This is a genomic window from Pseudomonas sp. G3-39 (assembly GCF_054790485.1).
The window spans coordinates 505,887-529,894 of sequence record NZ_CP186497.1; the positions used below are offsets into that span (position 1 = coordinate 505,887).

Below are 24,008 nucleotides of genomic sequence, written 5' to 3' on the forward strand. Positions count from 1 at the left end.
CCGTGGGTGCGTCTTTGCTTTATCAGATGGAGAGCGCTATGGCTTGGAATGAGCCGGGTGGCAACTCGAATAATCAGGATCCTTGGGGTGGCAAGCGCCGCAATAACGGCGACCGCAAGGGGCCACCGGATCTCGACGAGGCCTTCCGAAAGCTGCAGGAAAGCCTGAACGGGTTGTTCGGTGGTGGTAAGAAACGCGGTGGTGATGACGGCGGTGGTTCGGGCAGGAGTGGTGGCGGCTTCGGCGGTCTGCTCGGCATCGGCCTCGTCGTGCTGGCGGCTGTCTGGCTGTACAGCGCGGTCTATGTGGTCGACGAGCAGGAGCAAGCCGTGGTGCTGCGCTTCGGCAAGTACTACGAGACTGTCGGCCCCGGCCTGAACATCTACTTCCCGCCGATCGACAAGAAGTACATGGAAAACGTCACGCGTGAGCGTGCCTACACCAAGCAGGGCCAGATGCTGACCGAAGACGAGAACATCGTCGAAGTGCCGCTGACCGTGCAGTACAAGATCAGCAACCTGCAGGACTTCGTGCTGAACGTCGATCAGCCGGAAATCAGCCTGCAGCATGCGACCGACAGCGCCCTGCGCCACGTGGTGGGTTCAACCGCCATGGACCAGGTGCTGACCGAAGGTCGTGAATTGATGGCCAGCGAAATCAAGGAGCGTCTGCAACGTTTCCTCGATACCTATCGCACCGGTATCACCGTCACTCAGGTCAACGTACAGAGCGCAGCGGCACCGCGTGAAGTGCAGGAAGCCTTCGACGACGTGATCCGCGCCCGTGAAGACGAGCAGCGTTCGCGCAACCAGGCGGAAACCTACGCCAACGGTGTCGTGCCGGAAGCCCGTGGTCAGGCCCAGCGTATCCTCGAGGATGCCAACGGTTACCGCGACGAAACGGTTTCGCGCGCCAAGGGTGAGGCGGATCGCTTTACCAAACTGGTCGCCGAGTATCGCAAGGCCCCTGAAGTCACCCGTCAGCGTCTGTACCTGGACACCATGCAGGAAGTCTTCAGCAATACCAGCAAGGTACTCGTGACCGGCAACAAAAACGGCCAGAGCAACCTGCTTTACCTGCCGTTGGACAAAATGATCCAGAACAGTTCGGGCAGCAATGCACCGGTAACCGGTTCTGCCGCCGCCAGCAACAACACGGACGTCGCGCCGCATGTCACTGACCTGCCGCAGACACGTACAAGGGAGACCCGCTGATGAGCAATAAATCGCTGATCGCCCTGATCGTTGGCGTTGTCGTGGTGCTGGTGGGCTGGAACTGCTTCTATATCGTGGCTCAGACCGAGCGCGCGGTGCTGCTGCAATTCGGTCGTGTGGTTCAGGCCGATGTCCAGCCGGGCCTGCATGTGAAAGTGCCTTACGTTAACCAGGTGCGTAAATTCGACGCACGTCTGATGACGCTGGATGCACCGACACAGCGCTTCCTGACCCTGGAAAAGAAAGCCGTAATGGTCGATGCCTACGCCAAGTGGCGGGTGAAAGATGCCGAGCGCTTCTACACCGCGACTTCCGGCCTCAAGCAGATCGCCGACGAGCGTCTGTCCCGACGTCTGGAATCCGGTCTGCGTGACCAGTTCGGCAAGCGCACCCTGCACGAAGTGGTGTCGGGTGAGCGTGATGCGCTGATGGCTGACATCACCGCGTCGCTGAACAAGATGGCGGAAAAAGAGCTGGGTATCGAAGTCGTCGATGTCCGGGTCAAGGCCATCGATCTGCCGAAAGAAGTGAACCGCAGCGTGTTCGAACGTATGAGCACCGAGCGTGAGCGTGAAGCTCGCGAGCACCGCGCCAAGGGTAACGAGCTGGCCGAAGGCATCCGTGCCGACGCCGATCGTCAACGCCGCGTGCTGCTGGCTGAAGCCTATCGTGAGTCCGAAGAGATTCGCGGTGATGGCGATGCCCAGGCCGCTGCGATCTACTCCAAGGCCTACGGCCAGGATCAGGAGTTCTACGGTTTCTACCGTAGCCTGCGTGCCTACCGTGAAAGCTTCGCGAACAAATCCGACGTCATGGTTCTCGACCCAAGCAGCGACTTCTTCCGTTACCTGGAAAAGTCCAAGCCTTGATACGACGTTGACCTGAATCATTCCGCCCGGCGGCTAAAACTTCGGGCGGGGTGATCCTTTGGGAAAACGTGTGTATGATGCGGCAGCCGGGAAATTCCCGGCTTTTTTGCGTCTGCACGTTTGATTGCTGTTTTTTGTTGCAGGCATCGGGTTGAATGGCCCGAGCGTTTTTCGAGGAAAGTGATGGGCGAAGCCGGTAACAGGCCTTTCGCCGCGTCGTTCATGCGCGTGCGTTTTGAACGGATCGGTCATTTTCTGCTTCACTCAAGGCTCGCCCGCAGGCTGGCCGCCCGGATCAAAGGGGAATGGCGTAATGGCAACGGTAGACCGCTGGCTGCTGCCAGATGGCATCGAAGAAGTACTGCCACCGGAAGCGGCGCGCATTGAAGTCGCGCGTCGTCAGGTGTTGGATCTGTTCCAGAGCTGGGGTTACGAGTTTGTCGTGACTCCCCATATCGAGTACCTGGAATCCCTGCTGACCGGTGCGGGCCAGGACCTGGATCTGCGTACCTTCAAGGTCATCGACCCGCAGTCGGGTCGGCAGATGGGGTTCCGTGCCGACATCACGCCGCAAGTGGCGCGCATCGATGCGCATACCCTGCGTCGCGAAGGCCCTAGCCGCTTGTGCTACGCCGGCAGCGTGCTGCATGCCCAGCCGCGTGCACTGTCGTCCTCGCGCAGTCCGATTCAACTGGGTGCCGAGCTGTACGGCGATGCCAGCCCGAGCAGCGACGTTGAAGTGATCAGCCTGATGCTGGCCATGCTGCAACTGGCCGATGTGCCGGATGTGCACATGGACCTTGGCCATGTCGGCATCTACCGTGGTCTGGCGCGTGCCGCCGGTCTGTCCGGTGAAGTCGAGCAGCAGTTGTTTGATGCGTTGCAACGCAAGGCCATCGACGAGGTCATTACCTTGACCGAAGGCCTGCCGGCCGATCTGTCCGGCATGCTGCGGGCATTGGTCGACCTGTGTGGCGGCCGTGAGGTACTGAGTGCGGCCCGTGAGCGTCTGGCCAATGCACCGGCGCCGGTGCTGGCGGCGCTGGAAGATTTGCTGGAGATCGCCGATCGTCTGGCGACGCGTTTCCCGGAGTTGCCGCTGTACTTCGACCTGGGCGAGCTGCGCGGCTACCACTACCACACCGGTGTGGTGTTCGCGGTGTTTGTCCCGGGCGTGGGCCAGTCCATCGCTCAGGGCGGTCGTTACGACGACATCGGCGCCGACTTCGGTCGTGCCCGTCCGGCGACCGGTTTCTCTACCGATTTGAAAACCCTGGTGACCCTGGGGCGTGCTGAGATCGAGCTACCGTCTGGCGGTATCTGGATGCCTGACAGTACGGATGCGGCACTCTGGCAGCAGGTTTGCCAGTTGCGCAGTGAGGGTCAGCGTGTCGTTCAGGCATTGCCTGGACAACCTTTGGCCGCCGCCCGTGATGCGGACTGCGACCGGCAATTGATTCAGCAGAACGGGCTTTGGCAAGTATCGCCACTGGCTTCTTGAGTTTTCCTGCCGGCCATCGCCGGCACCAAGTTTGCGCGAATGAGGACAAGTGTTATGGGTAAGAATGTCGTAGTCCTGGGCACCCAATGGGGTGATGAGGGCAAAGGCAAGATCGTTGATCTGCTGACCGAACATGCTGCCGCCGTAGTGCGCTACCAAGGTGGCCACAACGCTGGCCACACCCTGGTGATCGACGGCGAAAAAACCGTCTTGCACCTGATCCCGTCGGGCGTGCTGCGCGAAGGCGTGCAGTGCCTGATCGGCAACGGCGTGGTGGTTGCACCTGACGCCCTGCTGCGTGAGATCACCAAGCTGGAAGAGAAAGGCGTACCGGTGCGCGAGCGCTTGCGTATCAGCCCGTCCTGCCCGCTGATCCTGTCCTTCCACGTGGCGCTGGACCAGGCCCGTGAAAAAGCCCGTGGCGAGCTGAAGATCGGTACCACCGGTCGCGGCATCGGCCCGGCTTACGAAGACAAGGTTGCCCGTCGTGGCCTGCGCGTGGGCGACCTGCTGAACATGCCGCGCTTCGAAGACAAGCTGCGTGAACTGGTGGATTACCACAACTTCATGCTGGTCGGTTACTACAAAGAGCCGGCCATCGAGTTCGAAAAGACCCTGGCCGAGTGCAAGGAATACGCCGAGCTGCTCAAGCCGCTGATGCTCGACGTGACTGCCGAGCTGCACGACCTGCGTCGCGCCGGCAAAGACATCATGTTCGAAGGCGCCCAAGGTTCGTTGCTCGACATCGACCACGGTACCTACCCGTACGTGACCAGCTCCAACACCACCGCCGGTGGCGTGGCGACCGGTTCGGGCGTTGGCCCGATGTTCCTCGACTACATCCTGGGCATCACCAAGGCTTACACCACTCGCGTCGGTTCGGGTCCATTCCCGACTGAGCTGTTCGACGACGTGGGTGCGCATCTGGCCAAGCAAGGTCACGAGTTCGGCGCGACTACCGGCCGTGCCCGTCGTTGCGGCTGGTTCGACGCCGTCATCCTGCGTCGCGCTATCGATGTGAACAGCATCTCGGGCATCTGCCTGACCAAGCTGGACGTACTCGATGGTCTGGAAACCATCAACATCTGCACCGGCTACAAGGACGCGCAAGGCAATGCCGTGGCGCCGACCGACGCTGACAGCTACGTGGGCCTGCAGCCTGTGTACGAAGAAGTGCCGGGCTGGACCGAATCGACCGTGGGTGCCAAAACCCTGGAAGAGCTGCCAGCTAACGCTCGTGCCTACATCAAACGCGTTGAAGAGTTGATCGGCGCGCCGATCGACATTATTTCGACGGGCCCGGATCGCAACGAAACCATCGTTCTGCGTCATCCGTTCGCTTGATAAGTCGTTGATGTAAAAAACAAAGGTCCCTTAATCGGGGCCTTTGTCGTTTATGCCTGTTGGACGGCATGACCTTTGCTGTAAATCTTCCTACAAGAGTGCCATCAAATTAATGGCGTCAGAAGTAGAGGGATTCACAGTGTCGGCCGTTCTCTCACTGTTACAAAGCCGTTTGTTGCGGCCCGTGTTCGTTACCCTTGGTATCGCCCTTTTGGTGCAAGTGCTGGTGGCAGTCGCCCTGACACGAAGCACGGTCACGGCGCTGGAAGCCGATCTCGGCGCTCGTCTGGGCGCTGACAGCCAAAAGCTCTCCGGCGAACTGGAGCAGGCCGGGCGCGAGGTCACCTCAAGCCTCGATAACCTTTCCTCAAGTACCCGGCAGCGCCTGACCGCCGGCCTGTCTTCCCGTCTGAAGGAAGAGCAGGCGCAACTGCGTACGACACTGGAAAAAGATCTCAAGGACTCGGCCAATGACATGGCTCAGTTGCTCGCCTCGGTGGCGCCGCGCGCCATGTGGGACAGCGACGTGCCGACCCTGTCCGAATTTGCTCGTCGCGCCCAGCGCAATCCCAACGTGTTGTTCGTGGTTTACGACGATGCCACCGGACAGCACCTGACGCGTTATCTCAACCGCGAAAACCCGATCAACAAGGCCTTGCTGGAAAAGGGCCAGGGCGAACGCGCGCTGGATAAAGTGCTGGACGCGGCGAAAAACGATCCGTCGGTCTACTACCTCGAGGCCTCGATCAATCCCAACGGCGTGGAAATCGGCAAGGTGCTGATGGGCGTATCGACGGCTTCGGTGGACACCGATCTGGCGGCGCTCGACCAGCGCTTCTCGGCGCTGATCGCCAGCAGCGATCAACTGGTCGGCGACAGTCTCAAGGGTGCCGCTGCCGATAGCGCGACGGCAATGCAGGCGCGCCTGCAGTCGGCGCAATCCACCGCGACCGAGATGAAAGCCAATACCCGCAGCACCGTGCAGGAAGCCGCCGCGACCTTGCGCTGGCGCATCGGTATGGGCCTGGCACTCGTCGGTTGCGGCGTGCTGCTGTTGCTGGCGGTGGTGCTGGGGCACCGGGTGGTCAATCGTTTGAAGATGCTCAATGCGGCGATGGACGATCTGGCGGCAGGCGAGGGCGACCTGACCAAGCGCGTGCAGATCAACAGCAAGGACGAGATCGGCGACATGGCCTCGGCGGTCAATCGCTTTGTGGATAAGTTGCAGCCGATCGTGCGTGAGGCGGGCGACGTGGCCCAGCGGACCGGTGTGGAAATCGGCGCCATGACCCTGCGCAATGCCGGTGCCGACGCAGCGGCCGGGATGCAGCGTGACGAAGTGGCGGAAAGCCTGCGCGCGCTGTCGCAAATGGCTGATGAGGCGCAGTCGGAAAGCCATGCCATGCAGGCTGCGTTGAAGCAGGTGGTGGATATTCGTCAGGCCACCGATGAAAACACTCGTACCTCGGCGAAAGTCGGCAGCCTGATCGAGGCGCTGGCAGGGCAGGTTGATACCGGGGCGAAAGTCATCGAGCGACTGGCGCAGCAGAGCGAACAGATCGAAGTGGTGCTGACGGTGATTCATGGCATCGCCGAGCAGACTAACCTGCTGGCCCTGAATGCGGCGATCGAAGCGGCGCGGGCCGGTGAGACCGGCCGCGGTTTTGCCGTGGTCGCGGACGAGGTGCGCGCGCTGGCGAGCAAGACGCAAAGCTCGACCGGTGACATTCAGGCGCACATCGTCGCTTTGCAGCAGGGTGCGCGTGAGGCGGTAGAAGCGATCGGCCAGGCGGGGCGTCAGGCCAGCGAAGGTTTGCTGGTGTTGCGCGACAGCGCACGGTTGCAGCAGTCGGTGCAGGCCTCGGTCGAGCAGGTGCATGCGGCGATCGGTCTGGCAACCCAGGCAGCGGCGCATCAGGCGCAGGGCGCGCAGGCAGTGCGTGGGCGGGTCGAAACGATTCATGCCCAAGCCGAGAAAGCGGCGCAGGCGGTGGTGGAAACCACGGCCAGTGGCAAGGTACTGGATGGGCTGGCGGCGCAGCTGAAGGCCAGTCTGGGACAGTTCAGGGCCTGATGTTTCCCCCTTCGCGAGCAGGCTCGCTCCCGCATTCGATCGCATTCCTCTGGTGGGACTCGGTCAAACTGTGGGAGCGGGCTTGCTCGCGAAGGCGATTTCAGCGGCTCAGATACATCCGCGTCGTCAGCAGATACACCGGCAACCCCGACACCACAATCAACAACGCCGCATAAGGCGCTGCCGCCGCGAACTCGACATTTGCCGTATGCGCCCAGACCTCGGTCGCCAGCGTATTAAGCCCGGTCGGACTGAGCAGCAGCGTCGCCGTCAATTCCTTCATCGCATCCAGAAACACCAGCGCAAACGCCGCACCCAGTGCCGGGAAAATGATCGGCAGGGTCACCCGGCAAAACGCGGTGAATGACGATGCCCCCAATGTGCGTGCCGCTTCCTCCAGCTGCGGCGCAGCCTTGTTCAGTGCCGTGCGAATCGGCGCCTGTGCCAATGGCAGAAACAGCAGCGCATAAGCGATCAGCAGCAACGCCGAGGTCTGGTACAGCGCCGGCACGTAGTGCAGGGCGAAATACACCAGCGTCAGCGCGATCACCAGGCCTGGCAACGCATGCAGCAGATACGGCAAGCGCTCCGCCCAGATCGCCAATTGGCCCTTGTAACGCACCACCAGCAGCCCGACCGGCACCGCCAGCAGCAGGCACAGCGCTGCGCCACCCAACGACAAGGCCAGCGAAGACAGCAGGGCTTCGGTGATCGCCGCGACCGGGAAGGCTGCCGAAGAGCCGACCGCCAGCCAGTACGCGAGCATGCCCAGCGGAATCCCGCTGCCGACGATCGCCAGCAGCAGGCAATACAGCTGACCGACAACCGCCCACCGCCCCAGGCGTACTTGTTCAGCCTGCCGCGCTGCGCCCTGGCCGGTGCGCACATGGCGACCCTTGCCGCGTACACGCAGCTCCAGCCACAACAGCATCAGACATAGCGCGAGCAGCACCGCCGAAAGCATCGCTGCATTGGCGTTGCTGAATTCCAGTTCGAATTGCTGGTAGATGGCGGTGGTGAAGGTTTGCAGGCCGATGATCGACAGCGCGCCGAACTCGACCAGCATGTGCAGGGCAATCAGCAGCGAGCCGGCCAGCAGCGATGGCCAGAGCAGCGGCAGGGTGACGCGGAAGAACACGCCCCAGCGATTCTGTCCCAAGGTGCGGGCGGATTCTTCAAGGGACGGATCGAGGTTGCGCAGGGTCGCCGCGACCGGCAGAAAGATCAGCGGATACTTCGACAGGCTCATCACCAGAATCGCCCCGCCGAGGCCTTCGAACTGCGCGCTCAACGACACCCAAGTGAAGCTGCTGACAAACGCCGGCACCGCAAATGGCAGGCAAAGAATCACCCCCCACAGGCGTCGTCCCGGCAGATTGCTGCGCTCCAGCAGCCACGCCAGTGACAGGCCGATCACGCCGCAAGTCAGCGTTACGCCGACCATCAACGCCAGGGTGTTGCGCAGCAGACCGAAAACGTACGGGCGCCACAACAAGTGCAGCGCTTCGGCCCAACCGGCCTGCCAGGCTTTCAGGCCGACATAGGCCAGAGGCAACAGGCTCATGACCACCAGCAATAAGACCGGCAGCACCAGCCAGATTGACGGCCGCTTGCGTCGTGGTACGAAACCCCCGCGCGCGGCGGGGGCGGATAACGATGTGGCCATCAGTTCAGGCCAACTTCACGTTCCAGGTCCAAGGCTTCTTCGGCGTTGCCCAGATCGGCCGGGGTCACGTTTGGCGCTTGCAGTTCGCTGAACGGCTTGAGCCCGCGATCCGATTCCATACCTTTGTGCAGCGGGTATTCGGCGGTGGTCTGAGTGATCACGCGCTGGCCTTCCTCACTGGCCATGTAGGCAAGGAATTGCTGGGCTTCTTTTGGATGTTTGCTGGATTTCAGCACGGCAGCACTGGATACGGTGATCAGTCCGCCGACGTCGCCGCCGGTGAAGTAATGCAGTTTCGAGTCGAGTTTGCCTTTCTCACGCTGCAGGGCGAACCAGTAGTAGTTGTTCACCAGCACCGTGGCGACTTCGCCGTTTTCCACGGCTTTGAGGGCGACCATGTTGTTGCTGTAGGTCTTGCCGAAAGCGCGCAGGCCGGTCAGCCATTCTTCGGCGGCGTCGCGACCGTGCATCTTGATGATCGCCACGGCCTGTTCCTGGAAGGCGCCGCTGGTCGGGACGAAACCGACTTTGCCCTGCCACTTCGGATCGGAGAATTCCATCACCGACTTCGGCAGGTCTTTCTCATCGACCAGTTTCGGGTTGTAGGCAACTACGCGAACCCGCGCGGTGACACCGATCCAGGTGCCGTTGCCAGCGACGTATTGCTTGGGCAGTACGGCCAGCGTGGCGTCGTCAGTCTTGGCCAGCAGACCTTGTTCGCCGAGGTTGTTCAGTGGGGGAGATTCTTCGGTGTAGATCACGTCGGCGGGGGAGCGGTCGCCTTCTTCGATGACCTGGCTGGCGAGCTGGTTGCTGCTGCCCTTGCGTACGTTGACGTGAATGCCGGTCTTGGCCTCGAAAGCCTTGGCGATCGCATCGCCGACTTCTTTGTGTTGACCGTTGTAGAGCGTCAGGGAAACCGCATCGGCTGCCTGGGTGAGGGGAGTGGCGAGTGCCAGGCCGAGCAGGGTGAAGGTCAAGCCGCGGCGCAGGGTATTTCGAAACATCATTCGCAGGGTTCCTCACTGTCGCATTGCAAAAACTTGCAACAATGATAAACGATATTGTTTCTCAAGTGCGCCTTGCGGGACGCCGCCAGGTCTGGTACGGCACACTCGCTGAAAGGTAGGAGCTGCCGAAGGCTGCGATCTTTTGATTCTGTCTTTTAAAGCAAGATCAAAAGATCGCAGCCTTCGGCAGCTCCTACATGGGTGCAATCGAATGTCGAGTAAGGCGTTCAGGATTTCTGGAAGCCAGAAACGCAAAAACCCGCTTTCGCGGGTTTTTGGGAAACTCAACGTCGTAACCTTGAGTTTGAATTGGTGCCCAGAAGAAGACTCGAACTTCCACGACCGTAAGGTCACCAGCACCTGAAGCTGGCGTGTCTACCAATTTCACCATCTGGGCATTCATCGCGAGCGTTGCCGCTGTTGATGTGGCGCACTATACGGAGCGCTTTTTGATCTGTAAACCCCTGATTTAATTTTAATTAATCAGTTTTAACAAACCCGTTCCTTAGAATGCAAAAAACCCGCTTTCGCGGGTTTTGTGTGAGCCTTGAAACTGATCTAGTCTCAAACTCGAAATTGGTGCCCAGGAGAAGACTCGAACTTCCACGACCGTAAGGTCACCAGCACCTGAAGCTGGCGTGTCTACCAATTTCACCACCTGGGCATCTCGTCAACGTGCGTACGTCGTCGATGGCGCGCACTATACGGAGCGCCTTTTTAACTGTAAACCCCTGTCAGCAAAAAAAATGAATTTTTTTACCAGCGGTGTTCAAAAGGGCTTTCAGGCGTCGATACAAGGCTCCAGAAGGGCCTTATATAGTCGGAAATTTCCCGTTTGATGGCGCCTATGCCAAACTAACCCGCATATAGACAAGGTGAAAACTCTCTAATGGCCGATTGGCAGTCCCTCGATCCCGAGGCCGCTCGTGAAGCGGAAAAATATGAAAACCCTATTCCCAGCCGCGAACTGATCCTGGCGCATCTCGCCGATCGGGGTTCGCCTGCTGCCCGCGAGCAACTGGTCGAAGAGTTTGGTCTGACCACAGAAGACCAGATCGAAGCCCTGCGCCGCCGCCTGCGCGCCATGGAGCGCGACGCTCAATTGATCTACACCCGCCGTGGCACCTATGCGCCGGTGGACAAGCTCGACCTGATCCTCGGCCGCATTAGCGGTCACCGTGACGGTTTCGGCTTCCTGGTGCCGGACGACGGCAGCGATGACCTGTTCATGAGCCCGGCGCAGATGCGTCTGGTATTCGATGGCGATCGTGCGCTGGCCCGCGTTTCGGGTCTCGACCGTCGTGGTCGCCGTGAAGGCGTGATCGTCGAAGTGGTGTCCCGTGCCCACGAAACCATCGTTGGTCGCTACTTCGAAGAGGGCGGTATCGGTTTCGTCGTTGCCGACAACCCGAAGATCCAGCAGGAAGTGCTGGTTACGCCAGGCCGCAACGCCAACGCGCAGATCGGTCAGTTCGTCGAGGTGAAAATCACCCACTGGCCGACGCCGCGCTTCCAGCCGCAAGGCGATGTGGTCGAAGTGGTCGGCAACTACATGGCGCCGGGCATGGAAATCGATGTCGCGCTGCGTACCTACGACATTCCGCACGTCTGGCCTGAAGCGGTGCTCAAAGAAGCCGCCAAGCTCAAGCCGGAAGTCGAAGAGAAAGACAAAGAGAAGCGTGTCGACCTGCGCCATCTGCCGTTCGTCACCATCGACGGCGAAGATGCCCGCGACTTCGACGACGCGGTCTACTGCGAAGCCAAGCCGGGCAAGTTGCGCCTGTTCTCCGGCGGCTGGAAGTTGTACGTGGCGATTGCCGACGTCTCCAGCTACGTGAAGATCGGTTCGGCGCTGGACAACGAAGCCCAGGTACGCGGCAACTCGGTGTATTTCCCCGAGCGCGTGGTGCCGATGTTGCCTGAACAGCTGTCCAACGGCCTGTGCTCGCTGAACCCGCACGTCGATCGTCTGGCCATGGTTTGCGAGATGACCATCTCCAAGTCCGGCGAAATGACCGACTACTGCTTCTATGAAGCGGTGATCCATTCCCACGCCCGCCTGACCTACAACAAGGTCAGCGCGATGCTGGAAACCCCGAAAGCCACCGAAGCGCGCAAGCTTCGCGGCGAATACACCGACGTGGTGCCGCACCTCAAGCAGCTCTATGCGCTGTACAAAGTGTTGCTGGCTGCCCGTCACGTGCGTGGCGCGATCGATTTCGAAACCCAGGAAACCCGGATCATCTTCGGTTCCGAGCGCAAAATTGCCGAAATCCGTCCGACCACCCGCAACGATGCGCACAAGCTGATCGAGGAATGCATGCTGGCGGCCAACGTGGCCACCGCCGAATTCCTCAAGAAGCACGAAATCCCCGCGCTGTACCGTGTCCACGACGGTCCGCCACCGGAGCGTCTGGAAAAGCTGCGCGCGTTCCTCGGCGAGCTCGGCCTGTCCCTGCACAAAGGCAAGGACGGCCCGTCGCCGAAGGACTATCAGGCCCTGTTGGCGAGCATCAAGGACCGTCCGGATTTCCATCTGATCCAGACCGTGATGCTGCGCTCCCTGAGTCAGGCGGTGTACAGCGCCCAGAACGAAGGCCACTTCGGCCTGAATTACGAGGCCTATACCCACTTTACCTCGCCGATCCGTCGTTACCCGGACCTGCTCACGCACCGCGCCATCCGCAGCGTGATCCATTCGAAACAGGACACTCCGCACGTTCGTCGTGCCGGGGCGATGACCATTCCGAAGGCGCGCATCTATCCCTACGACGAAGCGGCGCTGGAGCAACTCGGCGAGCAGTGCTCGATGAGCGAGCGCCGTGCCGACGAAGCCACCCGCGACGTGGTGAACTGGCTCAAGTGCGAGTTCATGAAAGATCGTGTGGGCGAATCGTTCCCGGGCGTTATCACCGCCGTGACCGGTTTTGGCCTGTTCGTCGAGCTGACTGATATCTACGTCGAAGGCCTGGTGCATGTCACCGCGCTGCCGGGCGACTACTACCACTTCGACCCTGTGCATCACCGCTTGGCGGGCGAGCGCACCGGTCGCAGCTTCCGTCTCGGCGATACCGTTGAAGTGCGCGTGATGCGCGTCGACCTCGACGAGCGCAAGATCGACTTCGAGATGGCAGAAAAAACCATCAGCGCGCCGATCGGTCGCAAGAAACGTGGCGCCGATACCGCAGCACCTGCGAGCAAGGCTGTGGAAGACAAGGCTCCGGCGAAAACCGCCAGCCGTCGTCCGGCCAAGGAAAAAGCCGTCGAGGCCTATCGCCCGAGCGATGCCGTGGCGAAAAACGCCGAGCTGCGCAAAAGCCGTGAATTGAAGAAGGCCTTGCTGGCCGAAGCCAAAAGCGGTGGTAAAGCGGCGTCTGGGGGAAAGACCGGACGGTCGGCGCCGGAGAAGGCCGTCGGCGGCAAGCCAGCCAAACCGAGCAAACACCGTAAAGGCCCGCCGAAAGCGGGTTCGGCTCCAGCCAAAAGTGGCGGGTCGCGTAAACCGAAGGCGAAGTCATGAGTCAGTTGGAAAAAATCTACGGCGTTCACGCGGTAGAAGCGTTGCTGCGTCACCACCCGAAACGCGTCAAGCAGATCTGGCTGGCCGAAAGCCGCAACGATCCGCGCGTGCAGACCCTGATCGAGCTGGCCAACGAAAATCGTGTGCAGATCGGTCAGGCAGAGCGCCGCGAAATGGACGCCTGGGTTGAAGGCGTGCACCAGGGCGTGGTCGCGGACGTCAGTCCGAGCCAGGTCTGGGGCGAGGCGATGCTCGACGAGCTGCTCGACCGCACCGAAGGCGCACCGCTGTTGCTGGTGCTCGACGGCGTGACCGACCCGCACAACCTCGGCGCCTGCCTGCGGTCGGCGGATGCTGCCGGCGCGCTGGCGGTGATCGTGCCCAAGGACAAATCGGCAACCCTGACGCCGGTGGTGCGTAAAGTGGCCTGCGGCGCGGCGGAAGTGATTCCGCTGGTGGCGGTGACCAATCTGGCGCGCACTCTGGAAAAGCTTCAGCAGCGCGGTCTGTGGGTGGTCGGCACGGCGGGTGAGGCCGAGGTCAGCATTTATGACCAGGACCTGACCGGCCCGACCATCCTGATCATGGGCGCCGAAGGCAAAGGCATGCGTCGCCTGACTCGCGAGCACTGCGACTATCTGGTGAACCTGCCGATGGCCGGCAGCGTCAGCAGTCTCAACGTGTCCGTGGCCACCGGTGTGTGCCTGTTCGAAGCGCAGCGTCAACGCGGCGCCAAGGCCAAAGCTGCCGCGAAGAAGTAGTCTTGAGCTGAAATCGGTTCAAATGTGGGAGCGAGCCTGCTCGCGAAAGGGGTGTGTCAGCTGACAATAATGTTGCCTGATATATCGCATTCGCGAGCAGGCTCGCTCCCACAGTGTTTTGTGTCAGGTCGAAGATCGGTGGTTGTTCAAATAATCACCAATTGCCTTGCACCTGCGCAGTCCCTTCTCTACAATTGCGCCCCTTGCTGTGACGGCAGGCACGCATGTGCCCCGCGCCAGCAAGTCCATAAGTGTCATTCACTCCTTGTCTGACCGTTTTTGAGCGGCAGGCTACAACCCGTAAGGAGCATTCATGCGTCATTACGAAATCATCTTTCTGGTCCACCCTGACCAGAGCGAGCAAGTCGGCGGCATGGTTGAGCGTTACACCAAGCTGATCGAAGAAGACGGCGGCAAAATCCACCGTCTGGAAGACTGGGGCCGTCGTCAACTGGCCTACGCAATCAACAATGTTCACAAGGCTCACTACGTGATGCTGAACGTTGAGTGCACTGGCAAGGCCCTGGCCGAGCTGGAAGACAACTTCCGCTACAACGATGCTGTGATCCGTAACCTGGTCATCCGTCGCGACGAAGCCGTTACCGGCCAGTCCGAGATGCTCAAGGCTGAAGAAAACCGCAGTGAGCGCCGTGAGCGTCGCGACCGTCCTGAGCACTCCGACGCTGATGGCGTTGAGGGTGATGACAGCGACAACAGCGATAACGCTGACGAGTAATCCACGGACCTTTTAAGGAGCCTATCAAATGGCACGTTTCTTCCGTCGTCGTAAATTCTGCCGCTTCACCGCTGAAGACGTGAAAGAGATCGATTACAAAGATCTCAACACTCTGAAAGCCTACGTATCCGAGACCGGCAAAATCGTTCCAAGCCGCATCACCGGTACCAAAGCTCGTTATCAGCGTCAGCTGGCCACCGCTATCAAGCGCGCCCGCTTCCTGGCCCTGCTGGCCTACACCGACAGCCACGGCCGCTGAGACCGGGCAGTCGACAAGTAGCAAAGGATTGAATGCATGCGTGCCTTAGCTGAGTTCATCATGCGAGGCCGTATGCAGGCCACTCTCGTGGTGGCCGGATGTGCAACATTGCCGTTGTTGTATTGGTTGGGTGCTGCCGCCGGGAGCCTTGTGCTTCTGCGGCGCGGACTGACGGACGCCCTGGGTGTTCTGTCTCTGGGGCTGCTGCCGGCTTTGGTCTGGTGGCTGTATGCCGATGATCCACGGGCACTTCTGGTGCTGCTGGGGTCTTCGGGGCTTGCGTTGGTGTTGCGCGCAAGTGAGTCCTGGGTTCGCACGCTGCTGGTCAGCGTAGTGATTGGAGTGGTGTTTTCAGTGGTGCTCGGGGCAGCGTTTGCGGCCCAGATCGAGATGCTCGCGCAGGCCTTGATAAAGGTCATGCCGGCGCTTCTTGGTGAAACCTACAAGCAATTGTCGGTCGATGAGCAAGCGCGCTTCGCGTCCCTGATTGCACCAGTCCTGACCGGACTGATTGCGGCGTTGTTGCAGATCGTCAGCGTGCTGAGCCTGATTGTCGGGCGGCATTGGCAGGCGTTGTTGTACAACCCGGGTGGTTTTGGTCGCGAGTTTCGCGCCATCCGGATCCCGCTGGGGCCGGCGATGTTGCTGCTGGCGTTGATGCTTCTGGGCCCGAATCTCGGTGCACAGATGGCCATGTTGACGCCGTTGTGCAGCGTACCGCTGGTGTTCGCCGGACTCGCCCTGATTCACGGGCTGGTCGGGCAGAAGCGACTGGCCGGTTTCTGGCTGGTGGGGTTGTACGTCACGCTGCTGTTGTTCATGCAGCTGCTCTATCCGTTGCTCGTGGTTCTGGCCATTGTCGACAGCCTGATTGATTTTCGCGGTCGTCACGTGTCGAAAGACACCGATAACGCGAACGGTGAAGGTTAAAAGTTAAGAGGATTTCCACATGCAACTGATCCTTCTGGAAAAAATCGCCAACCTGGGCAACCTGGGCGACAAAGTAAACGTTAAGGCCGGTTACGGCCGTAACTACCTGCTGCCTTTCGGCAAGGCTACCGCTGCGACCGCTGCCAACCTGGCTGCGTTCGAAGAGCGTCGTGCCGAGCTGGAAAAAGCTGCCGCAGACCGTAAAGCATCGGCTGAAAGCCGTGCTGCCCAACTGGCCGAGCTGGAAGTGACCATCACTGCCACCGCTGGCGACGAAGGCAAGCTGTTCGGTTCGATCGGTACTCACGACATCGCTGACGCACTGACCGCTTCCGGCGTTGAAGTGCAGAAGAGCGAAGTTCGTCTGCCGAACGGCACCATCCGCAACGTGGGTGAATTCGACGTGGCTGTGCACCTGCACGCCGAAGTTGAAGCCACCGTACGCGTTGTCGTGGTAGCAGCTTAAGCAATACTTGTCGGCTGGCACCCTCGGGTGCTTGCCGGTAACATCGGGCACGATCCTGTTTACAGGTCGTGCCCTTTGTCTTTCTGGTACTCCCGTTTTCAAACCTGACTCCAAGTGGCCATGAACGAAATCACCGCTCCCGAGCAATACGATCTGCAAACCGCTGCCCTGAAGGTGCCGCCGCACTCCATCGAGGCCGAACAGGCCGTACTCGGTGGTCTGATGCTGGACAACAACGCCTGGGAACGCGTGCTCGATCAAGTCTCCGACGGCGATTTCTACCGACATGACCACCGTCTGATCTTCCGTGCGATCGCCAAACTGGCCGATCAGAACATGCCGATCGACGTCGTGACCCTGGCCGAGCAACTGGACAAGGAAGGTCAGACGTCGCAGGTCGGCGGCCTCGGTTACCTCGGCGAGCTGGCGAAAAACACGCCGTCCGTCGCCAACATCAAGGCCTATGCGCAGATCGTTCGCCAGCGCGCGACGTTGCGCCAGTTGATCGGTATCAGCACCGAAATTGCCGACGCCGCCTTCAACCCCGAAGGCCGTACCGCTGAAGAGATCCTCGACGAGGCCGAACGACAGATCTTCCAGATCGCCGAGGCTCGGCCCAAGACCGGCGGCCCGGTGGGGGTCAACGAACTGTTGACCAAGGCCATCGACCGCATCGACACCCTGTTCAACACCGCCGACGCGATCACCGGTCTGTCCACCGGTTATACCGACCTCGACGAGAAGACCAGCGGTCTGCAGCCGTCCGACCTGATCATCGTCGCCGGCCGTCCGTCGATGGGTAAAACCACCTTCGCGATGAACCTGGTGGAAAACGCCGTACTGCGCAGCGACAAGGCGGTGCTGGTGTACTCCCTCGAGATGCCAGGCGAATCGCTGATCATGCGTATGCTCTCGTCCCTCGGTCGTATCGATCAGACCAAGGTGCGTTCCGGCCAACTGGAAGACGACGATTGGCCACGCCTGACCTCGGCGGTCAACCTGCTCAACGATCGCAAGCTGTTCATCGACGATACCGCCGGCATCAGCCCGTCGGAAATGCGTGCGCGGACCCGGCGTCTGGTGCGCGAGCACGGCGACATCGGCCTGATCATGATCGACTACCTGCAGTTGATGCAGATTCCGGGTTCCAGCGGTGACAACCGGACCAACGAGATTTCCGAGATCTCCCGATCCCTGAAAGCCCTGGCCAAGGAATTCAACTGCCCGGTGGTGGCGCTGTCGCAGCTCAACCGCTCCCTGGAACAACGTCCCAACAAGCGTCCGGTGAACTCCGACTTGCGGGAATCCGGAGCGATCGAGCAGGACGCCGACGTCATCATGTTCGTGTACCGGGACGAGGTGTATCACCCGGAAACCGAGCACAAGGGCATCGCCGAAATCATCATCGGCAAGCAGCGGAACGGCCCGATCGGCTTTATCCGCCTGGCCTTTATCGGTAAGTACACCCGCTTCGAAAACCTCGCGCCGGGCAGTTACAACTTCGACGACGACGAGTAAATTCTTCATCGTTTGAGCTGACGCCTTCGCGAGCAAGCCCGCTCCCACACCTGGAATGCATTCAAATGTGGGAGCGGGCTTGCTCGCGAATGGGCGTGGCGCAATTTCCGACCACAGCCGTCGGAATTGGTCAAAATTTGTGCTATATTCCGCGCCCGCGAAATTCAATGAAAGCCAACACCGGTTATCGACATGCAAGCAGCCAAGCCGTTATTTGACTATCCAAAGTACTGGGCCGAATGTTTCGGGCCAGCGCCATTCCTGCCGATGAGCAGGGAGGAGATGGATCAGCTCGGCTGGGATTCCTGCGACATCATCATCGTCACCGGTGATGCCTACGTCGATCACCCGTCGTTCGGCATGGCGATCATCGGCCGGTTGCTGGAGTCCCAGGGCTTCCGCGTCGGGATCATTGCCCAGCCGAACTGGCAATCCAAAGACGACTTCATGAAGCTCGGCGAGCCGAACCTGTTCTTCGGCGTCGCGGCCGGCAACATGGACTCGATGATCAACCGCTACACCGCGGACAAGAAAATCCGTTCCGACGACGCCTACACCCCGGGTGGCATGGCGGGAAAGCGTCCGGATCGCGCGAGCCTGGTCTACAGCCAGCGCTGCAAGGAAGCCTACAAACACGTGCCGATCGTCCTCGGCGGCATCGAAGCTTCGCTGCGCCGCATCGCCCACTATGACTACTGGCAGGATCGTGTACGCAACTCGATCCTGATCGACGCCAGCGCCGACATTCTGCTGTACGGCAACGCCGAGCGCGCCATCGTCGAAGTGGCCCAGCGTCTGTCCTACGGGCACAAGATCGAAGACATCACCGACGTGCGCGGCACCGCATTCATCCGTCGTGACACGCCGCAGGGCTGGTACGAAGTCGATTCCACACGCATTGACCGTCCGGGCAAGGTCGACAAGATCATCAACCCGTACGTCAACACCCAGGACACCCAGGCTTGCGCCATCGAGCAAGAGAAGGGGCCGGTGGATGATCCCGAGGAAGCCAAGGTCGTACAGATCCTGGCCAGCCCGCGCATGACTCGCGACAAGACCGTGATCCGCCTGCCGTCGATGGAAAAGGTGCGTAACGACCCGGTTCTGTACGCCCACGCCAACCGCGTGCTGCACCTGGAAACCAACCCGGGCAACGCCCGCGCGCTGGTGCAGAAACATGGCGAGGTCGACGTCTGGTTCAACCCGCCGCCGATTCCGATGACCACTGAAGAAATGGACTACTTGTTCGGCATGCCTTACGCACGGGTTCCGCACCCGGCGTACGGCAAGGAGAAAATCCCTGCTTACGACATGATCCGTTTCTCGGTGAACATCATGCGTGGCTGCTTCGGCGGTTGTACCTTCTGCTCGATCACCGAGCACGAAGGCCGGATCATCCAGAACCGTTCCGAAGAGTCGATCATTCGCGAAATCGAAGAGATCCGCGACAAGGTTCCAGGCTTCACCGGCGTCATCTCCGACCTCGGCGGCCCGACCGCGAACATGTATCGCATCGCCTGCAAGAGCCCGGAGATCGAATCCGCGTGCCGCAAGCCGTCCTGCGTATTCCCGGGCATCTGCCCGAACCTGAACACCGACCACTCGTCGTTGATTCAGCTATACCGCAGTGCCCGCGCCTTGCCGGGTGTGAAGAAGATCCTGATCGCCTCCGGCCTGCGTTACGACCTCGCGGTCGAGTCGCCGGAGTACGTCAAAGAGCTGGTGACCCACCACGTCGGCGGTTACCTGAAGATCGCCCCGGAACACACCGAGGAAGGTCCGCTCAACCAGATGATGAAGCCGGGCATTGGCAGCTATGACAAGTTCAAGCGCATGTTCGAGAAGTACACCAAGGAAGCAGGCAAAGAGCAGTACCTGATCCCGTACTTCATCGCCGCGCACCCGGGCACCACCGACGAAGACATGATGAACCTGGCGCTGTGGCTCAAGGGCAACGGCTTCCGTGCCGACCAGGTGCAGGCGTTCTATCCGTCGCCTATGGCCACCGCCACCGCGATGTACCACTCGGGCAAGAACCCGCTGCGCAAGGTCACCTACAAGAGCGACGGCGTGACCATCGTCAAGAGCGAAGAGCAGCGTCGTCTGCACAAGGCGTTCTTGCGTTATCACGACCCGAAAGGCTGGCCGATGCTGCGCGAAGCGTTGATTCGCATGGGACGTGGTGACCTGATCGGTCCGGGCAAGGATCAGTTGATTCCGCTGCACCAACCTGCCACCGACAGCTACCAGAGCGCCCGTCGCAAGAACTCGACGCCGGCCGGCAGCCACAAGGTCGCGAAAGAGAAGACCACCAAGATTCTCACCCAGCACAACGGCCTGCCGCCGCGTGCCAGCGACGGTGGCAATCCTTGGGACAAGCGTGAACAGGCCAAGGCTGCGGCATTCGCCCGCAACCAGCAGGCGGCCAAGGAGCGCAAGGAAGCAGCCAAGGGCAAGGGGCCGAAACCGGCTCGCAAGCCAGTCGTTCCGCGCTAAGTCGCTTTTTGTTTCAACAGAACGCCAACCTTCGGGTTGGCGTTTTGCATTTCAGGGTTCAAGAAGTGTGCTGAAACGACTGGCCCTTTCGCGAGCAAGCCCGCTCCCACAGTTGGAATGCGGTCTCCTGTGGGAGCGAGCTTGCTCGCGAAGGCGTCATCTCAGGCGCCGCATCTACCACTGCCGCCACATTTAGGCGCAACTTCCTCGAACCATTTCCCCGCATCGCCCGATTTTGGTGCTGTACTGCCCTGAGCATTCCGGGAAAGCGCCCAAGCCTCTGCATGGCATAAGTCTTGCGCGCTTTCGAATACGCTTAGGCTCGCAGGAGGCACGCCGTGTCGATTCATGTCGCATTGCATCACGTCACGCATTACCGCTACGACCGCGCTGTCGAACTCGGCCCGCAGATCGTACGCCTGCGTCCGGCCGCCCACAGCCGCACGCGGATTCTTTCGTATGCGCTGAAGGTCTCGCCCGAGCAGCATTTCATCAACTGGCAGCAAGACCCGCAGGGCAACTACCTCGCGCGTCTGGTGTTCCCCGAGAAAACCGACGAGTTGCGCATCGAGGTCGACCTGCTGGCCGAGATGGCGGTGTTCAATCCGTTCGACTTCTTTCTCGAACCCTACGCCGAGAAAATCCCCTTCACTTACGCGGCCGATGAGCGCAAGGAGCTGGCGCCGTACCTCGAAACCCTGCCGCTGACCCCGGCATTCAAAGCCTATCTGGACGGGATCGACCGCACGCCGCTGCCCGCTGTGGATTTCCTGGTAATGCTCAACCAGCGCCTCAGCGAAGACATCCGCTACCTGATCCGCATGGAACCGGGCGTGCAAACCCCGGAACACACCCTCGAACATGCCTCCGGCTCCTGCCGCGACTCGGCGTGGCTGCTGGTGCAACTGCTGCGCAACCTCGGGCTGGCCGCGCGGTTCGTCTCCGGTTATCTGATTCAACTGACCGCCGACGTGAAGAGCCTCGACGGTCCGTCCGGTACCGAAGTGGACTTCACTGATCTGCACGCGTGGTGCGAGGTGTACTTGCCGGGCGCTGGCTGGATCGGTCTGGATGCCACGTCCGGGTTGTTCGCCGGTGAAGGACATATCCCGCTGGCCTGCAGCCCCGATCCATCCTCAGCCGCGCCGATCAGTGGTCTGGTCGAGCCGTGCGAATGCCAGTTCAGCCACGAAATGTCGGTGGAGCGGATCTGGGAAGCGCCACGGGTGACCAAGCCCTATACCGATGAGCAGTGGCTGGCGATTCAGGCGCTGGGCCGGCAGATCGATGCCGACCTGCTCAAAGACGATGTGCGCCTGACCATGGGCGGCGAGCCGACCTTCGTCTCCATCGACGACCCGGACGGCGCCGAGTGGAACACCGCCGCGCTAGGCCCGGACAAGCGCCTACTGTCCGCCGAACTGTTCCAGCGCATGCGCCAGCACTATGCGCCGAAAGGTCTGGTGCATTTCGGTCAGGGCAAGTGGTACCCCGGCGAGCAATTGCCGCGCTGGTCGCTCAACTGCTATTGGCGCCGCGATGGCGTGCCGATCTGGCACAACAGCGCGCTGATCGCCGATGAGCAGCAGGACTACGGCGCCGATGGCGAACTGGCGGGACGCTTTCTCGCGAGTGTTGCTGAACGCCTGAAACTGCCTGCTCGTTTCGTGTTTCCAGCCTACGAAGACAATTTTTATTACCTCTGGCGTGAGGGCGCATTGCCGAGCAACGTCAGCGCTGAAGACTCGCGTCTTGAAGAACCGCTGGAGCGTGCGCGTCTGCGCAAGGTTTTCGCTCAGGGGCTGGATAAAGTAATCGGCCAGGTGCTACCGCTGGCCCGCACCGCCAAGGGTGATCAATGGCAGAGCGGGCGCTGGTATCTGCGCGACGAGCATTGCCGACTGGTGCCGGGGGATTCGCCGTTGGGTTATCGCTTGCCACTCGGTTCACAGCCGTGGGTGAAGGCCGCCGAGTATCCGTTCATTCATCCCAACGATCCGAATCAGGACTTTCCCGAGCTGCCGGACACCGCGCAGCTCAACAGTCATGCCGAACCCGCAACGGCCGCCGAACGCGCGCCGAAAATCGACGAGTCCGCCGACTGGCTGACCCGCACCGCCTTCTGCGCCGAGGCCCGCGAAGGGCGTCTGTATCTGTTCATGCCGCCGCTGGAGCGGGTCGAGGACTATCTGGAACTGGTGTCGGCCATCGAAGCCACCGCCGAAGAGCTGCATTGCCCGGTGCTGCTGGAAGGTTACGAGCCGCCGAGTGATCCGCGCCTGAGCAACTTTCGCATCACCCCGGATCCGGGCGTGATCGAGGTCAACGTGCAGCCGTCCGCGACTTGGGACGAACTGGTCGAACGCACCGAGTTTCTCTATGAGCAGGCGCGGCAAACCCGCCTGACCACCGAAAAATTCATGATCGACGGGCGCCACACCGGCACCGGCGGCGGCAACCATTTCGTCCTCGGTGGCGCTACCCCGGCGGACTCACCGTTCCTGCGCCGCCCGGACCTGCTGCGGAGTCTGATCAGCTACTGGCACAACCATCCGTCACTGTCCTACCTGTTTTCCGGTCTGTTCATCGGCCCGACCTCGCAGGCGCCGCGGGTCGATGAAGCGCGCAACGACGCCCTGTACGAACTGGAAGTCGCCTTCGCGCAGATGCCTGAACCGGGCGAAGCGTGCGCGCCGTGGCTGGTGGATCGACTGCTGCGCAATTTGCTGATCGACGTCACCGGCAACACCCACCGCGCCGAGTTCTGCATCGACAAACTGTATTCGCCGGATGGCGCTACCGGGCGTCTCGGCCTGCTGGAGCTGCGCGCCTTCGAAATGCCGCCGCATGCGCGGATGAGCCTGGCTCAGCAGTTGTTGCTGCGTGCGCTGGTTGCGCGATTCTGGCGCGAGCCCTATGCGCCGCCGAAACTGGCGCGCTGGGGCACCGAGCTGCACGACCGCTTCATGCTGCCGCACTTTATCGAGCAGGATTTCGCCGACGTCATCGTCGAACTGAACAACGCCGGTTATCCATTGCGCGCCGAGTGGTTCGCTGCGCATCTGGAGTTCCGTTTTCCCAAGGTCGGCGATTACGCGGTCAGCGGCATCGAGATGGAGCTGCGCCAGGCGCTGGAACCTTGGCATGTGCTGGGCGAGGAGGGTACGGCGGGCGGCACGGTGCGTTATGTCGATTCGTCGCTGGAGCGTTTGCAGATCAAGCTCAGCGGCTTGCCGCCGCAGCGCTATCTGCTGACCTGCAATGGCGTCCCGGTGCCGCTGCAACCGACCGGGCGCATCGGCGAGTTCGTTGCCGGTGTGCGTTTTCGGGCCTGGCAACCGGCCAACTGCCTGCAACCGACCATCCCGGTGCATGCGCCACTGGTGTTCGACCTGCTCGACACCTGGATGCAGCGTTCGCTGGGCGGTTGCCAGTACCACGTGGCGCACCCGGGCGGGCGCAATTACGAGACGTTGCCGGTCAATGCCAACGAAGCGGAGAGCCGGCGCATGGCGCGGTTTTTCCGCATCGGACACACGCCGGGGAAACTTCCTATACCGAACCTGACAATCTCCGACGAGCTGCCGATGACGCTCGATTTGCGACGTTTCTAAGTCCTGCACGACATGCGGATTTTTCGTATA

16 protein-coding genes and 2 tRNA genes are annotated in these 24,008 nt (G+C 61.0%); 14 read left to right on the top strand and 4 right to left on the bottom strand.

From position 1 onward, the window contains the following. The first annotated feature begins 38 nt into the window (after positions 1 to 38). From hflK to ACOYXG_RS02280, 5 genes are all read left to right on the top strand, one after another. On the top strand, positions 39 to 1,214 hold the full coding sequence (gene hflK / locus ACOYXG_RS02260) for an FtsH protease activity modulator HflK (RefSeq protein WP_007967435.1): 1,176 nt from the start codon (positions 39 to 41) through the stop codon (positions 1,212 to 1,214). Then, entirely contained in the window at positions 1,214 to 2,083 is an 870-nt protein-coding gene (gene hflC / locus ACOYXG_RS02265) for a protease modulator HflC (protein ID WP_027611416.1), read from the top strand. The genes hflK and hflC overlap by 1 nt, the downstream gene beginning before the upstream one ends. A gap of 313 nt (positions 2,084 to 2,396) precedes the next feature. Then, positions 2,397 to 3,584 carry an ATP phosphoribosyltransferase regulatory subunit gene (locus ACOYXG_RS02270; protein ID WP_047600701.1) on the top strand — a complete coding sequence of 396 codons (1,188 nt, stop codon included), beginning with the start codon at positions 2,397 to 2,399 and terminating at the stop codon, positions 3,582 to 3,584. 54 nt (positions 3,585 to 3,638) lie between these two features. After that, positions 3,639 to 4,928, top strand: a complete 1,290-nt coding sequence (locus ACOYXG_RS02275; protein ID WP_003221122.1) for an adenylosuccinate synthase — start codon at positions 3,639 to 3,641, stop codon at positions 4,926 to 4,928. A 139-nt stretch (positions 4,929 to 5,067) separates the two neighbouring features. Continuing rightward, on the top strand, positions 5,068 to 7,002 hold the full coding sequence (locus ACOYXG_RS02280; protein ID WP_183783700.1) for a methyl-accepting chemotaxis protein: 1,935 nt from the start codon (positions 5,068 to 5,070) through the stop codon (positions 7,000 to 7,002). A gap of 100 nt (positions 7,003 to 7,102) precedes the next feature. On the opposite strand, the gene ACOYXG_RS02285 is transcribed toward ACOYXG_RS02280, so the two are convergent. The 4 genes from ACOYXG_RS02285 to ACOYXG_RS02300 form a co-directional block, all read right to left on the bottom strand. Next, complete coding sequence (locus tag ACOYXG_RS02285; RefSeq protein WP_460355693.1) at positions 7,103 to 8,668, bottom strand: ABC transporter permease; 1,566 nt, start codon at positions 8,666 to 8,668, stop codon at positions 7,103 to 7,105. Further along, positions 8,668 to 9,678 carry an iron ABC transporter substrate-binding protein gene (locus tag ACOYXG_RS02290; RefSeq protein ID WP_003221127.1) on the bottom strand — a complete coding sequence of 337 codons (1,011 nt, stop codon included), beginning with the start codon at positions 9,676 to 9,678 and terminating at the stop codon, positions 8,668 to 8,670. Before ACOYXG_RS02290 ends, ACOYXG_RS02285 begins: the two co-directional genes overlap by 1 nt. 310 nt (positions 9,679 to 9,988) lie before the next feature. Beyond that, a tRNA-Leu gene (locus tag ACOYXG_RS02295) sits at positions 9,989 to 10,075 on the bottom strand. Between the two features lie 180 nt (positions 10,076 to 10,255). Next, positions 10,256 to 10,342, bottom strand: a tRNA-Leu gene (locus ACOYXG_RS02300). Positions 10,343 to 10,567: 225 nt separating this feature from the next. On the opposite strand from ACOYXG_RS02300, the gene rnr reads away from it, so the two are divergent. From rnr to ACOYXG_RS02345, 9 genes are all read left to right on the top strand, one after another. Further along, on the top strand, positions 10,568 to 13,198 hold the full coding sequence (gene rnr / locus ACOYXG_RS02305) for a ribonuclease R (RefSeq protein WP_027611420.1): 2,631 nt from the start codon (positions 10,568 to 10,570) through the stop codon (positions 13,196 to 13,198). Next, the gene (gene rlmB / locus ACOYXG_RS02310; protein WP_003221131.1) at positions 13,195 to 13,959 is read left to right on the top strand and encodes a 23S rRNA (guanosine(2251)-2'-O)-methyltransferase RlmB; all 765 of its coding nucleotides are present in this window, start codon (positions 13,195 to 13,197) and stop codon (positions 13,957 to 13,959) included. Before rnr ends, rlmB begins: the two co-directional genes overlap by 4 nt. A gap of 313 nt (positions 13,960 to 14,272) precedes the next feature. After that, positions 14,273 to 14,695 carry a 30S ribosomal protein S6 gene (gene rpsF / locus ACOYXG_RS02315; RefSeq protein WP_003221133.1) on the top strand — a complete coding sequence of 141 codons (423 nt, stop codon included), beginning with the start codon at positions 14,273 to 14,275 and terminating at the stop codon, positions 14,693 to 14,695. Between the two features lie 28 nt (positions 14,696 to 14,723). After that, positions 14,724 to 14,954, top strand: a complete 231-nt coding sequence (gene rpsR / locus ACOYXG_RS02320) for a 30S ribosomal protein S18 (RefSeq protein WP_002551829.1) — start codon at positions 14,724 to 14,726, stop codon at positions 14,952 to 14,954. Positions 14,955 to 14,990: 36 nt separating this feature from the next. After that, a complete protein-coding gene (locus ACOYXG_RS02325; RefSeq protein ID WP_027611422.1) occupies positions 14,991 to 15,884 on the top strand; it encodes a hypothetical protein in 894 nt (297 codons plus the stop codon). A 19-nt stretch (positions 15,885 to 15,903) separates the two neighbouring features. Beyond that, positions 15,904 to 16,350 (top strand): 50S ribosomal protein L9, encoded by a 447-nt coding sequence (gene rplI, locus ACOYXG_RS02330; protein WP_003221136.1) that lies wholly within the window; start codon positions 15,904 to 15,906, stop codon positions 16,348 to 16,350. A 120-nt stretch (positions 16,351 to 16,470) separates the two neighbouring features. Further along, complete coding sequence (gene dnaB, locus ACOYXG_RS02335; protein ID WP_003221138.1) at positions 16,471 to 17,868, top strand: replicative DNA helicase; 1,398 nt, start codon at positions 16,471 to 16,473, stop codon at positions 17,866 to 17,868. Between the two features lie 192 nt (positions 17,869 to 18,060). Then, complete coding sequence (locus tag ACOYXG_RS02340) at positions 18,061 to 20,364, top strand: YgiQ family radical SAM protein (RefSeq protein ID WP_460355699.1); 2,304 nt, start codon at positions 18,061 to 18,063, stop codon at positions 20,362 to 20,364. A 338-nt stretch (positions 20,365 to 20,702) separates the two neighbouring features. Beyond that, positions 20,703 to 23,978, top strand: coding sequence for a transglutaminase family protein (locus tag ACOYXG_RS02345; RefSeq protein WP_460355701.1), 3,276 nt, complete (start codon positions 20,703 to 20,705; stop codon positions 23,976 to 23,978). Positions 23,979 to 24,008 lie beyond the last annotated feature (30 nt).